We start from the raw sequence: 16,983 nt of genomic DNA, 5'->3' as shown, positions 1-16,983 counted from the left end.
TGTATTAACGCTTTTTACAAATCATTTTGAAATAAATTTAAATACTTCAGTTTCAATCATATCCATTTCTTCTGCTGTAAAACCTAAAAGTTCACGAGGGTCATATTTTACAGTTGGTCCATCTTTTTCGACTTTGTCGCGTAAACCGTATTGATGAACTCGGGCAATAAATGCCACACGTCCTGCAAAACCAATGGCGATGCCTTGGGTAGTGCGCTCAAAACGCATATATTTGGCATTTTTAATCAGATTGAACATTTTATTTTTGATTTTATTTTTCTTGTCCCGGAGACGAAACTTTCTTGGAACATAGGCCGAACCATCTGGATTTTGTTGTTTTGTGATTCGGCTTTTTTGCGATGCTCGTAACTTTCGACCAATCTGCATTTCTAATTTGCGTCGTTCTTGATCACTGAGTTGATTCAGCATACTACCCAGATTTTCTGTAAGTGCTTCGAGTTCTGCCATTAGAAATATTGTTCCTCTGGTTCTGCTGACTGCCATTCAGCCAAAGTTTGTCCCGTTTTACTATCGATCATTTTAAACAGTTGAGATGGTAATGCTTTTTCATACTGAGGCTCGTCAGGAAATGAAATACTTAAAGTGCCGTCATCATTGCGTTTGACGATGACTCGTTCTGTGAGTGGAAGTGTCAATGCAAGGTCTACGGTACCGTTGTTTAAGACAACAGTTTCAAACTTAAAGGCATCTTTGCTTTTTTCCAAGTTCGATAATAATTCATGCTGATTGATACGTACCCAGTCCAGTAATGGAATCATGACTGCGTCTAAATCACCTGCATACTCAGTCAAAATCAAATTGAGATCATAGACATATTCAAATGAAAGCCCGTTGGCCAAAGTACAACGAACATTACCTTTTTCGGTAAAAATTAGCATACGTTCAGGATCACGCTGTAATTCTTTAACTGCGTTAAGCATGTGAGTGCGTAGGCTTTCCAATTTTTTCATGGTTGTTCCTGAATTTTTATGACCGCATCTACTTGAGCTGCACAAAGTGAACGTGCCAATTCGGTTTGTTCTAGCGCAAAAACTAAGTCTTGATTGGTATTCAATACAAAAATGGGTTTAGTGCATGGGCTGAGCACTGGATAGAGTTTTTGCACCTGGTGTTTTTGGGGGGCTATTGAACATGCCACGGATAGCGTCAGGCACAGGCTGACTAGCCCAATTTTTACTGTCTTGATCATGGGTAAATATCTCGTTCAGCGTAACTTTGCGCTGTTCATAATTACGCTGAAGCTCTGTTTGTGCTTTTTGTAGTTCTGCAATGGATTTGCTTTGCTCAAGTACTTGGGTTCGGATTTTTTCAAGTGTTTGATCTTGGCTTTGCAGCTGCTGTTGTTTTTCTACAAGTTGTTGTTCTAACTGACCAATTTTTTGTTGAACATGGGTGTAATGTTTAAATGCTAAAAACAGCACAAAACATAAAAGCAAAGCCAATATTGGCTTTGCAAAAGGGCGAAGTACGGTGAAAGCCATCATGATGCTTTTTGTACTCCGTATATCGGTTCAAGATGTGCACGTTCCGCAAGGAATTTGGCTTCATAACCGAGTTTTTTATAGTTAGGACCGTTGTATAAACGGAAGACTGTGTCCCAATCTTCTTTGTGTAAAGCTGCCAGTAAACCCTTTTTGGTCTCAATGAAACGGATAAATGCTTCTAATTGTAAAGATTCACTGGTTTGCATTTGCTCAACAAACTCAAATACAGACTTGTAGCCGAGGTCTTGCCAGTTTTCGCCCATGATTTGGAACTGTCCCCAAGAACAGGACATAAGTGCAGCTTCTTCATTGATATTTTTAGCAAGTGACAAACGGGTATATTCAGCTTCATTGCCCTTATAGCCACCAATAGCGGTGTTGACCAGATTTGGGAACAAACGCATTTGTTCAATGGCAAAGGCTTTGCCTTTAAATTTGACTAGGTATGCATACATTTTATGGCGTTCAAATAGAATCTTGGCTTTGCCATTTTTCAAAAAACCAACACCACGCGCTTCGGTTGCACCAAATGCACGAATATTAAGTTCTGGTACATTGAGACGAACTGCAGCATTTAGATAGTCTGCACCTTTTAAAAACTTATCAGTACTTCCACCCATCAATGCTGTACGGGTTTTATCACCTACTTTGCCATCATCAACTAAACCATGTTTGCGTTGAAATTGAATCACGGCATATTCGGTATTCGCACCAAAGTCGCCATCTGGATTAAGTGGTTTCGAATTTAAACCCATAAAACCAAGTGCTATAAGCTGTTTCTGGATAATAACAACAGCATCTCCTCGAGCACCAAATTTAATTAAACTCATGATGCACTCCAGATCAGTTTGGCCACATTACCTTTGGCTTTAATAATCAGTACTGCTAGGAGCACTGCAAAAACTGCATCCCACAACGTCACAGGATCTTTAAAAAATAAAATATGGATGGTTTGTCCCATGAATGCACCGATCAGAATAGCAGCAAGAATCGAGTACCCTTGGCGGTGACGTAGACCTTCAGAATTAAAGCAAATGATACGAAAACCGCAGATCATGTATGCAATAAGTGCGATAAATTGAAATAATTGTTCCATCATGATGATCCTCCACCACGAAAAATTTTATTGATGATGTCTGTTAAGTTGGACTGATCTACCCACACCATGATTTTCAAAATAATGGGAAGTGAAAAAATGGCTGCGACCATTCCAGCTGTTGCGTCATTACTAATAAATGAACGGGATGTAATTTCAGGTGTAAGCAAATAACCAATGCCCGTTGCTAAAAGCATAGTCAGCATACGTTGTAAGGGTTTTAAATCTTTTTTAGTCGTAGCAAATAGTGCTGCGCCAAAAACTGCCCCCAACAATGCATTGCCGTTGATAAAGGGTAAAAGTGAAGCTGCACTTAAAGTAATTGCTGTTGCAGCTGCTGTTGTGGTTGGTTCTGGCATCTTGTTATTAGTCCCATAAGTTTATGGTTTGTTTTGTTTGTTGCGGTGTTTCAATTTCAGGCAACGTGACTTGTGTCCCCATTGGAATAAATGGACCAAATGCAGCAAGTTTGGGATTGGCAGTTAAAACCATTTCGACCACGCCTGAGCTACGACCGTACTCACGCCAACATATCGCATCAACAGTGTCGTTTTGCAGAGCAGTGATAGTTTTAGCCATGAACTAATCCTTACAATCCAATACTTCTACAATTCGAATTTCACATTCATACGTCGTTGGATTAATCCCATTATTTTGAGTAAGAACGCGTGCCTCAGGTTGAATTGCTTGAGATTGCAAATCCAAACCAAGTTCAGTAGCAATTCTTTCAAGTGCAAGTCGTTCTAACTCTTTCTGAGAAAAACGATAGAAATGAACCCGTTGATGTGTTTCCTTTGATGAAATATTCATTTTCATATCAACTCCACTACGGTGTGGTTTTCACCGAGCAACTGTTGAATTGCCCATTGTCGATTGCGTCGATAATCATCAACCGTACATTCAGCTTGCTCTGCTTTTTTCCTACCTGAATTGGAACTGTCATAATTGCGATAGTTCTCATTGACCTTCGCTGCGACACCATTGGCAACCGCAGATAAATATAAAAAGTCGGTTGCAGGTTGGTCATTGATCTGAGTTTCAGCGAGATCTGATAGAGCAGAGACTTTTTCTTTCAAGGATTTAAGTAACCGATTTAAGTCGATGACTTCTTCAATGATGGTTTGTTTAAGTCGTTCGTTGGTGACAGCTCCGTCAATACGGACAATTTCTCGGATATGATCAAGACCAACACTCGGATAAAACGGGTCACTTTCGATGATGATTTGACTTGGTGTTGTATTGCCATTTGCGACGAATCCCATGCTGTCCCCTGCCTTTGGTTTTGTTGAATTTAGTGCATGGGTGGGAACAATTTTCTGAGTGTGTATTACGGTGTAATGACACTGAAATTGTTCGCCCATGCGGTGCGTGGGCACTCTTATGTCGGAGAATGATCTCCAGCATTTGGTTCAGTATTTTCTTCTGATTCGTTGCTTTCTTCTAAATCAGGCTTAGGTAAACGATCTGCAAATTTATCAAGAAATTTCTTGGTTGCTTTGAGTTCGCCTAAGGCTCCAGACTTTTCATCTAATTCAAATGCCGCAGTTAAATAAACATGTGCAGATTGAGCATGTATAAGATCCGCATCACTCGGTTCATCTTTACTCTGAATGAGTTTGACTGTGGCTTTACCCAAAGCTAGATACAATTTGGCTTTGGCTTGGTTCGGCATATCCAATACTTTTGGATCTAAATCAGCATTTAGAATCAATTGTTCAACTTGCTCTAAGACTGAAATATCAACTGCCGCATCGGTTTTCAGTTGCTTTAAAAATGCTTCAGCAATGGTTTCAACGACATAAGTTGCTGTATTGCGCTTAAATGCATCTGGCATGATCATGTTATGACGTAAAGCGAACTCTGCTAATTCCAATGCTTTGACATAATCACCAACATCGATACACCAAACTAAAATAGTCATAAAGACTTCATTTTGAATAGATTTATCAGCTTCAAGAATGCCTTCGATATATGGTAAATAATTTGGAAGCAAAGCTGTTTTTAAAACAACTTTAGCTGCGGTGGCTTGGATTTGTTTGAGACGTTGACGATCATTATTAAGTTGCACCATCTGCAACTCATAAGCCGTCATGTCTTGCATCGTGCCAAACTCAGCAGCCGTTTCAGCTGCTTTTCTTGCTTGGTGTTTTGCGAAATGTTCACGAGCAAAATTACGCATAGTCGATTACTCTGGCAAAATTTCGATGTTTTCAGCCATCGCGCAAAGCTCTAAATCTTCAATCATGTAGTCTTCGTTTGAAGATTCAAAGTTTTCGACTCGTTTGCGTTTTGCATTGTCAATGATGGTGCGACGACGTGCACCTTCTTGCACGTAGATCGAAAGGTTGTCGAAAGTGGTCACAAGTAATGTGTCTTCTGGGAAGAATGGCACTGCATAAACAGGTAAATTCCCCATGCGTTTTTGGCTGATAATGATATCAGCTGCCAATTTTTCAGAATTCGCTTGAACTTGGTTGACCAATGGGAAGTATTTATCTGATTGTAATTTACGGCTACAAATCACGACTAAATCTGCATTTTGGTGCCATGGTGCAATGAATTCATCAGTAATATTCATCACCAATGCATCTAAGTTTTTGAAATCACCTGTTTTACCGACAGTGACCTTACCGACAACAGAACCTGAAGATAGAACACGTGTTGGATTTTCTTCACGTTGCTTTTGCAACCAGCCTTTGTTGACATCTTGAAGCAAAGGATTTGCAGCAATATCTGTTGTTGGTGAAATTTTTATACCGTTGAAACCGATCATAATCCGATCAAGAGCTTGACGTTCAACAATAACGCTACGGAATCGCGCATAAAAGTCTTGAAATTTCGCCCATTGATCAAGCGTGCTGTATTTAATGTGCGTATTAAAATCTGTTTCTTGTAGTAAGTATTTGCGACTATCTAATGTTGATGGGTCTTTAGTTTGACGGTCTTCAATATCAACATTGGTACGTGAAGCAATTGGACCTGAAATCCCCATGCCAATACGTTCACCAGACATTTGTTCAACAAGAAAAATATTGATTCGACTCAAAAATTCAGAAGATTCCTGAATTTTTGTTTCCAATTTTTGTTGAACTGATGGTAATACGTTGAACTGCGTATTGACTGTTTCAACACCGTTGACAGATGCCAATTGAACCATGGCTGCTGTATATTTTTTACGTGTGAATAAAAGCATAAACTTTTCTCTTTATATTTATAGTGTTGTGATTAGCAATCGACAGTTTCAGTAAATTTTGAATTCCCAGAAGTTGGACGTGGCTGTTGATCAGGCTCACCATCTAACTTGGTTTTAAATTCATTGAAATCTTTTTGTAGTTGCTCATGAGCTGTATTCAAAGTGCTGTATTTGGTTTCTAAGTCAGCAACCACTTCACCTTGCTTTGCTGTTTCAGTTGCGATTTCAACAATGGCTTGTTCTTGCTCAGAAAAAGATTCCGCAGACTTTTGCTCTGCTTTTTCTTGTTTTGTAAATAGTTTTTTTACTTTATCGAGTAAGCCTGCGGAATAAGTTTGCTGCGGTTTAACTTCTTCAAATTCGAATTTAGTTTCGACAGCAGCTGTAAAAAGGTTTTCGGGACGTTGTTTTTTATCAGCTAATGGATTGACTGTCGCACCTGCAGCGAAAGCCAACATCTCAGTCCCCAATGAAGCAGGGCTATCTGTTACAGCCAAACCAACTAAATACGCTGAGCCTTTATTTGCAAAGTTTTCATCAACTTCAATGGATGTATAAACTTTTTGTCTTTTTTGGTTGAGATCAATCAGACTTTGAGTTGGTTCGATTTGGGCGAATAATGCATCTTTTTCTTCACCATCGATTGTGACTTTTTCAGTTTTTAATGCAAGAACATCGCCATACGCACCAAAAACACCGTCAGGAAAAACTGAACGGAAATGCTCCATGTTGATGCGAGCACCATAAGTGTTTGGGTCATAATTCTGTGCCATTTGGACGATCCATTCTGGCTGAATTTCACGACCATCTGTGGTATCCCCTGCCACGGCAATACGAAACCACTTCGATTTATATTTCTTATCTTCTTTGCTCATTTGCAAACCTATTCATAAAAAAATGGACGGATAAAAATCACGTTTTTGAATAGGTGCAGAATGGGCAATTATGCGCTAACCAAGCAATTAAACCCTTTTGTATTAAGCCTTTTTACAACTTACATGAACTGATTGTTAGATTTCTTACTGCCAATGTTTGCTTATAGAAAATAAGCAAAACATTGTAATGAATGACCTATCCCCCATCGCAAATCTGCACTTGATCATGGACAACAAGCTGAAAGGAAAGTTCCTTTATTGGCTTGGTTGGAAAATTGTCGATATAGCAGAAGTACTCGAAGAAAAAGAGCGGACAGTTCAGGCATGGAAAACACGGGACGAATGGGAAAAAGAAAAGCCTGAAAATCGTGTTGAATGTGCACTGACTGTACGTTTGATGCAACTTATTCTTAAAAATAAAAAAACATCTGGTGATATCAAAGAAATTGATTTGTTAATGCGGACTTATAAAGAGTTCGCTCGAATAGAAAAATATCGCTTGGATGGATCTGAAGCTGATCTAAATCCTAATATTCAAAGACGTAACTCAGCACCTCGTAAAAAAGTACCGAACCATTTTGATGAAGAACAGATCGAAGAAATGATACTGGCATTTGAAGAACGTCTGTTTGAGTACCAATGGACTTGGTACCGCGCAATGGATCAGCGTTCTAGAATGATCCTAAAAAGTCGTCAGATCGGTGCAACATATTATTTTGCATTTGAAGCACTAATCGATGCACTAAAAACAGGTCGAAATCAGATTTTCTTATCTGCTTCAAAAGCTCAAGCTCATATTTTTAAGCATTACATACGAACTTATGCAGAAGAAATCTGTGGTGTTGAACTCACTGGTGATCCTATTGTTCTTTCTAATGGTGCTGAACTTCGGTTTTTAGGTACCAACTATAGAACGGCTCAAGGTCATCATGGAAATTTGTATTTTGATGAAATTTTCTGGACTCATGGTTTTGCTGAACTTGAAAAAGTTGCTTCAGCAATGGCAACACATGAGACATGGAGAAAAACTTATTTTTCAACACCTTCAACAATTACACATGAAGCCTATGAGTTTTGGACAGGTACTCGTTTCAATAAAGGTCGGACTAAAGACCAGCAATTAAAAATTGATGTTAGTCATGATGCTTTAAAAGATGGACGTGTTTGTGAAGATTTGATGTGGCGTCAGATTGTCACTGTAGAAGATGCAAAGGCTGGCGGATGTGATTTATTTAACATTGAACGACTCAAATTTGAATATGCGCCTGACGATTTTCAAAACTTGTTCATGTGTAAATTTGTCGATGATGGTCAGTCCATGTTTCCGCTTAGCATGTTGCAATGTTGCATGGTGGATACATTTGAAGTTTGGAATGATTTCAAACCACATCATGCAAGAGCTTTTGCAAATAGACCAGTGTGGGTCGGCTATGATCCTGCACGAACAGGTGATAATGCAGGTTTAGTTGTTGTTGCCCCTCCTCTTGTTCCTGGTGGAAAATTCCGAGTTCTGGAGTGTCATCAATTCAAAGGCGATGATTTTGCTCAACAAGCAGAACACATCAAAAATATAACTCTTCGTTATAACGTGGTTTATATCGGAATTGATACTACGGGTATGGGCTATGGTGTTGCAGAACTTGTACGCCAGTTTTTCCCTGCATTGACCACATTTAATTACTCGCCAGAAGTTAAATCGAATCTTGTTTATAAGACATTGGATGTCATCAGAAATGGGCGTCTTGAGTATGACTCAGGCAACAAAGATTTAACTCAGTCATTAATGAGCATTAAAAAAACACTAACTGCTTCACAAAAACAAATCACGTTTACAGCTGGGCGTTCGGATGATGTTGGTCATGCGGATCTTGCATGGGCACTCATGCATGCAATTTATAACGAACCACTCGCAGGTATTACAGAAACCAATTCTTCAATGATCGAGATTTATTCATGAAACCATTTTCTATTGCAAAAAACATTTTAAGTAATGCATTGAATTTACGCCCTCATCCTAACTTTCCTATGCATTCAAATCCTAAAACTGAGGCATTTACATTTGGAGATGCAATACCAATAACTGATGGCCATGATTTATCAAATTATATGGAATGTTGGTTCAATGGCCGTTGGTATGAACCACAAGCCAATTTACATGGTTTATCAAAAACGGTAAAAGGCACACCATATTTAAGTAGTGCAATCAATTTTAAGAAGAATTATTTATCGAATTTATTTATTCCACATCCACATTTGAGTAAAAAAGATTTTGATCAAATCGCTTTGGATATTTTATGGAGTGGTAACTTTTACTTAGAAGATATTCGATCACGTTTGAATAATCGCATTCAGCTTAAAGCTGCTTTGTCGAAATACACACGAGTTGGTAATTTACCTGGTCAATATTTTTATTTGTCCAATGATCACAATGGTTATGTTGAACATGAATTCATGAATGGTCGAGTGTTTCATGTTCGTGAAACAGACATTGATCAAGAGATTTATGGTGTGCCTGAATATTTATCTGCTCTACAAAGTGCTTGGCTCAATGACTCAGCTACATTGTTCCGTCGTAAATATTATAACAATGGATCACATGCAGGATTTATTCTTTATGTGAATGACCCAGCTTCAGATCCAAATGACATTACTGCACTTAGAACAGCACTGAAAGAAAGTAAAGGTCCGGGGAACTTTCGTAACCTGTTCTATTACAGCCCAAATGGTAAAAAGGATGGTATTCAAGTCATTCCCACATCTGAGATTGCTGCAAAGGATGATTTCGTTAGTATCAAAGGTACCAGTCGGGATGACATGCTCGCATCAATGCGAGTCTATCCTCAGTTGCTTGGTATCATTCCAAACAATGCAGGCGGATTTGGTGATATTAAATCTGCATCAGAAGCATATAATTTTAATGAAGGTGGCCCATTGAAAGCCAAGATGCTTCAACTTAATGAACTGATTGGTGATGAAGTCATTAAGTTTAAAGAGTTTGAGTTGATAACTACAAAGTAACCATCATTTATGAAGATAGCCTGCAAATGCAGGCTTTTTTTGTATTTATTGAAAAACTCAAGTTATTGAGAATTATTATCATTTGAATGATTTCCACAGACGCAGCCGCGCAGTTGCCCCACCCCACCTGCCCACTCTAAATAGGTCAGTTTTACTACAGCAACAAGCTAAACGAGAAAATAGCCAAAGGTTTATTGTTATTAGAGTGTTTCAAGTCTTTTTGAATTTTTCAAATACTGCATTTCACTGCAAATTATGCATTTGCATTTCTGACAAGCAAACAAATATTTCACCGCAAAATCTTACGAACATTGAAGATACCGAGGACATTGCAAAAGGTTAAAAATTGAGTCTTTTGGATGACCTAGCAATAATTTGAGGTAATAAAGTAATTTACACAACTAAGTTATTGAAATTAAAATGAAATATTTATTACTTTTTTAAGTAATTTTTTGTAATTTTTGAAGTAATATTTTATAAGTATTTGATTTTATTAATACAGATGTGAAAGATAAATCACAAATTTATACAGTATTAAATTACTTGTTTATTACTTAAATATTACTTTAAAAAAAACCCATAAGGTATTGAATATTAATAATTAAATTAAGAATATTACTTTATTACTTAAAATTTTATAGACCGTAAAGATTTTTTCAAAATAAAGAACAAATCGATTATGTTTATATTTTAAACAAATCAATTTTTGAGAATGGGAATAGATTGGGTATTAAAAAGGTATATTCATCAAGTTGGTGCGCTCAGAGAGATTCGAACTCCCGACCCCTTAGTTCGTAGCCAAGTGCTCTATCCAGCTGAGCTATGAGCGCAATACTTGTGTGCCTATGTTAAGGCTTCGTTACTTTTCAAATACTTAATTAGTTGGTGCGCTCAGAGAGATTCGAACTCCCGACCCCTTAGTTCGTAGCCAAGTGCTCTATCCAGCTGAGCTATGAGCGCATTAAGTAAAGTGGCGGTGAGAGAGGGATTCGAACCCTCGGTACAGTTACCCGTACGCATCCTTAGCAGGGATGTGGTTTAAGCCACTCACCCATCTCACCGTAACGAGCCGCCATAATACAAACTTAGCCTGTGAACTGCAAGTCATCACATCTAATTTTTCTTAGTTTTTTATCCAATCAACTATTTTTTAAACAAAATTGCGCACTAATGAATTAATGAGTGTTTACAGCTTGTTAATATAATGACTATCTTTGCGCTATACCTAAGCAAAACTAAATCACATAGACTTGTCATGATGATCATGCAGAATGTTCCTGCATAAGCTATGCTAAACTTATCTTCAAATATGAAGCCAAAAGACATTATGAAAAACTGGGTTGACCCTGAAGCGAAAGCGGAATCTGAACGTTACGATAATCCGATCCCGAGTCGTACGCTTATCTTAAATACACTCGAACAAGTCGACACGCCCCTTTCGCATGCCGAATTGGTCGATCATTTTGAAATCAAAGATCAAAAAAGTATCGATGCTTTAAGTCATCGTTTGAGCGCGATGGTTCGCGACGGTCAAATTGCCAAAGATGGTTTTAAGTTTCAGCTCCTTGGCGATCAACCGACTTTTGATGCAACAGTTTATATTAATAATAAAGGGTTAGGTTCTGCACATATTGATGGACAAAATGATCTGTTACTGCCTGAGCGCGAGTTACGTTTAGTATTTAATGGCGATCGGGTTAAAGTTCGTCAGACCTCTGTTGACCGTAAAGGCAAAGGCTGGGGTTTTATTACTGAAGTCACACAACATCGTGTCAAACAGCTCATTGGTAAAGTAGCAGAACATGAAGGTGAATTTCATATTCAACCTGCTGCACCCAATGCGCATCAGCCGATTCCTTTAGAAAAACAATTGATTGAACATGCCCATGCCAAAGTGGGCGATTATTTGCGGATTGAAATTGACGATTATCCAACCCGCGAAGAATTTGCCACGGGTCATGTGATTCAATCGATGGCAGATAAAGCCGACACTGAGATTATTATTCCTCAGACTATTTTAGAATATGGTCTACCTTATGAATTTCCAAAAGAAGTCGTTGAGGAAGCAGAAAGTTTTAAAGAACCATCGAAAAAAGATATTGAAGGTCGTATCGACTTACGTGATTTGCCATTAGTGACCATTGACGGCGAAGATGCCCGCGATTTTGATGATGCGGTCTATGCTGAAAAACGCGCAGGTGGAGGTTACCGCGTGGTCGTGGCAATTGCGGATGTCAGTCATTATGTCCGTTTGGGCAAACCGCTTGATGATGAAGCGCAAGAACGTGGAACTTCGGTGTATTTCCCACATTTTGTGCTCCCGATGTTGCCTGAAGCTTTATCCAATGGACTATGTTCCTTAAATCCGCATGTCGATCGTCTGTGTATGGTGTGTGATTTAAAACTCTCCCGCGCGGGTCGCGTGATGAGTTATGAATTTTATCCATCGGTGATGCATTCTCAAGCACGTCTGACCTATACACAGGTCGGTCAATATTTTGAAGGTAAAACGGATGCAATTCCTGCCGATAAATCGATTCAAAAATCACTAAATACCTTGTTTCAACTTTATCAAACGCTGAAAGAGCTACGCGCCAAACGTCATGCGATGGAGTTTGAAACTGTTGAAACCTATATGACTTTTGACGAGTTGGGTGGAATTAAGGAAATTTTACCGCGTACTCGAAATGAAGCGCATAAATTGATTGAAGAATGTATGTTGCTTGCCAATGTCGCAGCAGCCGAATATGCCTTAGAACATGATATTCCGATGCTGTATCGTGTGCATGAGGCACCTGAATTTTCACGCATTCAGAAAGTCAAAGATTTTGTTAAGTTACTAGGTTTGCCGTTCCCTGATCAGCCAACACAGGCAGATTATCAACGTGTGATTGAAGCGACCAAAGATCGGATTGATGCACCAAGTATCCATGCAGTGTTATTACGCTCGATGATGCAAGCCTATTACGGCGCTAAAAATGCAGGTCACTATGGTTTGGCGTATGAAGCCTATACGCATTTTACTTCGCCAATTCGCCGTTATCCTGATTTGTTGTTGCATCGCTCGATTAAGGCGCATTTACAGCAAAAACCGTATCCTCTTTCTGGTGCAGCACTGGATGACGCAGGTGAACAGTTTTCCAAAACTGAACGCCGTGCAGATGAAGCGTCTCGTAGCGTAACGTCATGGCTGAAATGTCACTATATGCAACAGCATTTGGGTGAAGAGTTTATTGGCATTATTAGTGCGGTAACTGAGTTCGGTTTATTTGTCACCTTAAAAGATTTATATGTAGACGGTATGATTCATGTCAGTCATTTGGGTGACGATTTCTTCCTTTACGATCAAGCGAGCCAAAGTTTAATCGGGCAAAATCGTGGTCAAATTTTTGGTCTAGGTGATGAAGTCAAAATCAAAGTCGCTGCGGTAAATCTGGAAGAACGTAAAATTGATTTTGAGCTGATTCAGCAAATTACCCATGCAGGTCGAATCATTCGGAGTCGTGCGCCACGAACTAGCAAAGCTCAAACTACTGAACAAGTGTTTAATGCGCAAGGTGAGTCAGTTGACTCAAAAGAACCGTCTGCTCGTAAAAAAGAGAAATCGAAAAGTAAACCAAGTTCGTATGGTAAGAAGTCAACTAAAAAAGCTGTTGCTCCCGTAGCAGTGAAGGCTGAAAAACCCAAGAAAAAAACCAAGCCCAAACGTAAAAAGTCCAATGCCAAAAGTAAATCGGACAGTTAGATAGAACGACCAGTTAATAGAATCAAGGAAGGTCAGTATGGGAAAAGTCATAAGCGGTATATGTATATCTGTGGATGGTTTCGTTGCTGGCCTGCATATGACCGAAGATAAACCTTTTGGTGAATTACCCAATATTCACCAAAGTTTATGTAAATGGTTATTTGGTCAAGCAGATCAAAACAAAAATGAAATCGCCAGTCTCACGTCTGCGGGCGCGTTTATTATGGGTCGTAATATGTTTGGTCCAACTGGGGCACAATATAGTACGTGGCAAGGCTGGTGGGGTGAAGAACCACCCTATCATGCGCCTGTTTTTGTTCTGACGCATACAGCACGTGACAGCTTGAGTTTACAAGGTGGAACGACTTTTTATTTTGTCACTGATGGAATATTGAGCGCACTTGAACAAGCAAAAAAATTGGCGGGCGATAAAGATGTTGCAATTGCAGGCGGTGCGCATACCGTTAATCAATATCTTAAAGCAGGGCTGATTGATGAGTTGTGGTTACATATCGTTCCCGTCATTGTCGGTCAAGGTCAACGTTTGTTTGAAGAAATGCCAGAGATCAATTTAGAAATATTAGAACAAAGAGGAACAGATTTGGTCACCCATATCAAATATCGCATCCTCAAATAACATTGGTTTTATGGACGTTACTCAGAATGATTGTTGGCCCAAATCAATAAAGCCAAATCATCACTGTGAGAAATCCGCTTAATAAATCTTTAGCCCAGCTTGATTTCCTTGCGTTAAACCCTTACATCTAGTCATAAGTTTAAAAAATTATGGCGAATACAATGACATTACAGCAAGCAACGCTTCCCGTTCCTCAATTTAATCACATCCAGCTAGACAGCCTAAAACAAGAGATCGAAAAAAATATTCATCAGGGTCAGCAGTTTTTAGACACTTTACAAAATGTTCCAACTGATTTTGCTGCGCAAGTACATGTGTTGGAACAAATGGATGAACTTGAAAATAATATGAGCGAATCATGGGGCGTTTTGTCACATCTAAATGCCGTGATGAGCAATGCGCAAACCCGCGAAGTGTTTCAATCATTATTGCCTGCTCTAAGTGAATATTATACGCAGCTTGGGCAACATACGACGCTCTATCAAACCTATCAGCAGATCCATGATAGCGCTGAATTTTCTAGTTTAAGTGCTGCCCAACAAAGTGCTATCCGTTTAGCCTTACGTGATTTTAAACTTTCAGGTGTTGCACTTGAAGGTGAAGCCAAAAAACGTTACGCAGAAATCTCAGCACGTTTATCGCAGCTTTCTTCTGATTTTTCCAATCATGTGCTCGATGCAACTCAGGCCTATTTTAAACCTTTAAATGAAGCTCAACTTAAAGGCTTATCACAAAGCAGTATTGAGTTGTTAAAACAATATGGTCAGCAGCGTGAACTGGATCAACCTGTGGCAACACTTGATATGCCCACTTACTTAGCCATTATGACTTATGCCGAAGACCGTGATTTACGCGAAGCGTTATATAAAGCTTATACCACCCGCGCTTCAGATCAATCCGATCATAAAGAGTTTGATAATACTGAGGTGATGGAAGAAATCCTAAAACTACGTCAGGAAATGGCGGTATTGCTTGGTTTTCATGATTTTGCCGAATATTCTCTGGCAAGCAAAATGGCGCCTGATGTACAAACGGTACATGACTTTTTGGTTGATCTGGCTGAACATGCACGCGCGCCTGCTCAACAAGAAGTAGCCGAACTAAAAACCATTGCTCAACAAGATGGCATTGAACAATTACAACCTTGGGACAGTGGTTATTATTCAGAAAAACTTAAACAACAACAATTTAATTTGTCTCAAGAAACCCTGAAACCGTATTTCCCAGCACCCAAAATTATTCAAGGGTTATTTCAGATCGTAAATCGCTTATATGGTGTTCAGATTGTTGAGCGTCAAGCACCCGTTTGGCATCCTGACGTCCATTATTATGAACTTGAAGACCAAGGCAAAGTCATTGCAGGATTCTATTTTGACCTCTATGCACGTAACGGTAAACGGGGTGGCGCGTGGATGAGTGGTTTCCGTTCGCGTATGCAAACGACACAGGGTTTACAAAAACCGATTTGTTATATGGTCTGTAACTTTACTCCACCTGTGGGTAATCAACCTGCATTACTCACCCATGATGAGGTCAATACACTGTTTCATGAGTTTGGACATGGCTTACATCACATGCTGACTGAGGTCGATAATATTTCGGTCGCAGGCACACACGGCGTAGCATGGGATGCTGTAGAGCTTCCAAGCCAGTTTATGGAGTTTTGGACATGGGACAAAGAAAGTCTGGATGTCCTCAGTGAACATATTGAAACCAAGCAAGCCTTGCCTGAAGAATTACTCAGTGCATTGTTAAATGCTCGCTTTTTTCAGTCTGGAATGCAGACCCTTAGACAGATTGAATTTGCTTTGTTCGATTTGACCACTCATTCCAAAAATCCTGCTTTGAACAGCACACAAATCCAGTCCGTTTTAGATGGAGTTCGCAGTCAATTTTCGGTATTGCCAACTGCATCATACAACCGTTTTCAACACAGTTTTAGTCATATTTTTGCAGGCGGTTATGCGGCAGGATATTACTCTTATAAATGGGCTGAAGTGCTTGCCAGTGATGCCTTTGACCGATTTGAAACAGAAGGTATTTTCAACACAAAAACAGGACACGAGTTCCGCGAAGCGATTCTTGCGGTGGGTGGCAAAGATACGGCTTTAGAAGCATTTGTTAACTTCCGAGGTCGTGAACCCAAAATTGATGCATTATTACGTCATCAGGGTTGGACGAGCGACCCTAAAACGGCTTAAACTAAACATTAAAATGTTCGTAAGTGGTTGGGAAGTGACAAAATGAAACGTCGGTTTATTGCAGGTGCTAAATGTCCAAAATGCGGTGCCACAGATCGGATTGTCATGCTCACCACAAACGACGACGAATGGATTGAATGTATCGAGTGCGACTATAGTGAAAATCGTCCTACTCATGTTGAAGAACCCGATATTCCCGCAGTTGCAGATGAAGTCGGAGTGATACAGTTCAAACCACGTCGTTCAAAATAAAAGGTTTAAGCAATGACGTTAGAACAACGCCATAACTCTCGTTTGTTATGGATTATTATTGGGGGCATCAGCATCGTTGTGTTGTTATTTTTAGCTGCACAATGGTTTTTTGCTGAGAATCGAAATGAATCAGAAAAAACTCAAACACCAACCACCGAAACGCAAACAAAGTTACCCAATTCAACACAACCATCGACAAAAACTGCCGATGTATCTGCTGCAAGCGAGCCTGCACCAAGTACTTTAGTGGATGACTCTATCCTAAAAACGCCCGTGCCAGAGCATCCTTCCCTTGCAAAAGAGGAAATCGCCAAACTTGATGATATTCAAGCACAACTTAAAGATCAGAAATCAACGCTCCAAGCCCAACATCAGGATGCCGATACATTGATTAAACTGAAAGAGGAACAAATCAAGTTACTTGAAGCACAATTGGCCGAGCAAAAATAAAGTCTATACTT

Annotated in this window: 20 protein-coding genes and 3 tRNA genes; 7 read left to right on the top strand and 16 right to left on the bottom strand. The window is 39.4% G+C overall.

Annotation, left to right across the window (positions count from 1 at the left end; genetic code table 11):
- Positions 1-21: 21 nt before the first annotated feature.
- From EGS47_RS09725 to EGS47_RS09670, 13 genes are all read right to left on the bottom strand, one after another.
- Entirely contained in the window at positions 22-468 is a 447-nt protein-coding gene (locus EGS47_RS09725; RefSeq protein WP_125269581.1) for a phage virion morphogenesis protein, read from the bottom strand.
- Positions 468-971, bottom strand: a complete 504-nt coding sequence (locus EGS47_RS09720) for a phage tail protein (protein WP_125269580.1) — start codon at positions 969-971, stop codon at positions 468-470. Before EGS47_RS09720 ends, EGS47_RS09725 begins: the two co-directional genes overlap by 1 nt.
- Positions 968-1,159, bottom strand: coding sequence for an Rz1-like lysis system protein LysC (lysC, locus tag EGS47_RS18520; protein ID WP_267313003.1), 192 nt, complete (start codon positions 1,157-1,159; stop codon positions 968-970). Before lysC ends, EGS47_RS09720 begins: the two co-directional genes overlap by 4 nt.
- Positions 1,089-1,505 (bottom strand): hypothetical protein, encoded by a 417-nt coding sequence (locus tag EGS47_RS18655; protein WP_125269579.1) that lies wholly within the window; start codon positions 1,503-1,505, stop codon positions 1,089-1,091. Before EGS47_RS18655 ends, lysC begins: the two co-directional genes overlap by 71 nt.
- Positions 1,502-2,335, bottom strand: coding sequence for an N-acetylmuramidase domain-containing protein (locus EGS47_RS09710; RefSeq protein WP_125269578.1), 834 nt, complete (start codon positions 2,333-2,335; stop codon positions 1,502-1,504). Before EGS47_RS09710 ends, EGS47_RS18655 begins: the two co-directional genes overlap by 4 nt.
- Positions 2,332-2,604 carry a phage holin family protein gene (locus EGS47_RS09705; protein ID WP_125269577.1) on the bottom strand — a complete coding sequence of 91 codons (273 nt, stop codon included), beginning with the start codon at positions 2,602-2,604 and terminating at the stop codon, positions 2,332-2,334. The genes EGS47_RS09710 and EGS47_RS09705 overlap by 4 nt, the downstream gene beginning before the upstream one ends.
- Positions 2,601-2,960: a putative holin gene (locus EGS47_RS09700; protein ID WP_125269576.1), complete on the bottom strand. Its 360-nt coding sequence runs from the start codon at positions 2,958-2,960 to the stop codon at positions 2,601-2,603. Before EGS47_RS09700 ends, EGS47_RS09705 begins: the two co-directional genes overlap by 4 nt.
- Before the next feature lie 7 nt (positions 2,961-2,967).
- Positions 2,968-3,180, bottom strand: coding sequence for a tail protein X (locus tag EGS47_RS09695; protein WP_125269575.1), 213 nt, complete (start codon positions 3,178-3,180; stop codon positions 2,968-2,970).
- 3 nt (positions 3,181-3,183) lie between these two features.
- Positions 3,184-3,417, bottom strand: coding sequence for a hypothetical protein (locus EGS47_RS09690; protein ID WP_125269574.1), 234 nt, complete (start codon positions 3,415-3,417; stop codon positions 3,184-3,186).
- Positions 3,414-3,863 carry a head completion/stabilization protein gene (locus EGS47_RS09685; RefSeq protein WP_125269573.1) on the bottom strand — a complete coding sequence of 150 codons (450 nt, stop codon included), beginning with the start codon at positions 3,861-3,863 and terminating at the stop codon, positions 3,414-3,416. The genes EGS47_RS09690 and EGS47_RS09685 overlap by 4 nt, the downstream gene beginning before the upstream one ends.
- 116 nt (positions 3,864-3,979) lie before the next feature.
- Positions 3,980-4,780, bottom strand: coding sequence for a phage terminase small subunit (gpM, locus tag EGS47_RS09680; RefSeq protein ID WP_125269572.1), 801 nt, complete (start codon positions 4,778-4,780; stop codon positions 3,980-3,982).
- 6 nt (positions 4,781-4,786) lie between these two features.
- The gene (locus EGS47_RS09675) at positions 4,787-5,794 is read right to left on the bottom strand and encodes a phage major capsid protein, P2 family (RefSeq protein ID WP_125269571.1); all 1,008 of its coding nucleotides are present in this window, start codon (positions 5,792-5,794) and stop codon (positions 4,787-4,789) included.
- Positions 5,795-5,826: 32 nt separating this feature from the next.
- On the bottom strand, positions 5,827-6,669 hold the full coding sequence (locus tag EGS47_RS09670; protein ID WP_125269570.1) for a GPO family capsid scaffolding protein: 843 nt from the start codon (positions 6,667-6,669) through the stop codon (positions 5,827-5,829).
- 187 nt (positions 6,670-6,856) lie between these two features.
- Between EGS47_RS09670 and EGS47_RS09665 the strand changes: the two genes are divergently transcribed.
- Both EGS47_RS09665 and EGS47_RS09660 read left to right on the top strand, forming a co-directional pair.
- Positions 6,857-8,626 (top strand): terminase large subunit domain-containing protein, encoded by a 1,770-nt coding sequence (locus tag EGS47_RS09665; RefSeq protein ID WP_125269569.1) that lies wholly within the window; start codon positions 6,857-6,859, stop codon positions 8,624-8,626.
- Positions 8,623-9,687: a phage portal protein gene (locus tag EGS47_RS09660; RefSeq protein ID WP_125269568.1), complete on the top strand. Its 1,065-nt coding sequence runs from the start codon at positions 8,623-8,625 to the stop codon at positions 9,685-9,687. Before EGS47_RS09665 ends, EGS47_RS09660 begins: the two co-directional genes overlap by 4 nt.
- A 753-nt stretch (positions 9,688-10,440) precedes the next feature.
- Here EGS47_RS09660 and EGS47_RS09655 read toward each other — a convergent pair.
- The 3 genes from EGS47_RS09655 to EGS47_RS09645 form a co-directional block, all read right to left on the bottom strand.
- Positions 10,441-10,517: transfer RNA gene (locus EGS47_RS09655), tRNA-Arg, on the bottom strand.
- 53 nt (positions 10,518-10,570) lie between these two features.
- A tRNA-Arg gene (locus tag EGS47_RS09650) sits at positions 10,571-10,647 on the bottom strand.
- 11 nt (positions 10,648-10,658) lie between these two features.
- Positions 10,659-10,748, bottom strand: a tRNA-Ser gene (locus tag EGS47_RS09645).
- 263 nt (positions 10,749-11,011) lie between these two features.
- Between EGS47_RS09645 and rnr the strand changes: the two genes are divergently transcribed.
- From rnr to EGS47_RS09620, 5 genes are all read left to right on the top strand, one after another.
- Positions 11,012-13,432, top strand: a complete 2,421-nt coding sequence (gene rnr / locus EGS47_RS09640) for a ribonuclease R (RefSeq protein WP_212749723.1) — start codon at positions 11,012-11,014, stop codon at positions 13,430-13,432.
- A gap of 37 nt (positions 13,433-13,469) precedes the next feature.
- On the top strand, positions 13,470-14,069 hold the full coding sequence (locus tag EGS47_RS09635; RefSeq protein ID WP_005002048.1) for a dihydrofolate reductase family protein: 600 nt from the start codon (positions 13,470-13,472) through the stop codon (positions 14,067-14,069).
- Between the two features lie 161 nt (positions 14,070-14,230).
- Complete coding sequence (locus EGS47_RS09630; protein WP_005002047.1) at positions 14,231-16,270, top strand: M3 family metallopeptidase; 2,040 nt, start codon at positions 14,231-14,233, stop codon at positions 16,268-16,270.
- A gap of 42 nt (positions 16,271-16,312) precedes the next feature.
- Positions 16,313-16,522, top strand: a complete 210-nt coding sequence (locus EGS47_RS09625) for a YheV family putative zinc ribbon protein (protein WP_004985388.1) — start codon at positions 16,313-16,315, stop codon at positions 16,520-16,522.
- A gap of 12 nt (positions 16,523-16,534) precedes the next feature.
- The gene (locus tag EGS47_RS09620; RefSeq protein ID WP_005002046.1) at positions 16,535-16,972 is read left to right on the top strand and encodes a hypothetical protein; all 438 of its coding nucleotides are present in this window, start codon (positions 16,535-16,537) and stop codon (positions 16,970-16,972) included.
- The last annotated feature ends 11 nt before the right edge of the window (positions 16,973-16,983 follow it).

This window comes from Acinetobacter sp. FDAARGOS_515, from assembly GCF_003938865.1.
GTDB classification, from domain to species: domain Bacteria; phylum Pseudomonadota; class Gammaproteobacteria; order Pseudomonadales; family Moraxellaceae; genus Acinetobacter; species Acinetobacter ursingii.
The sequence above is the reverse complement of the archived record's forward strand: the minus strand, read 5'-3'. Positions and strand labels throughout refer to the sequence as shown.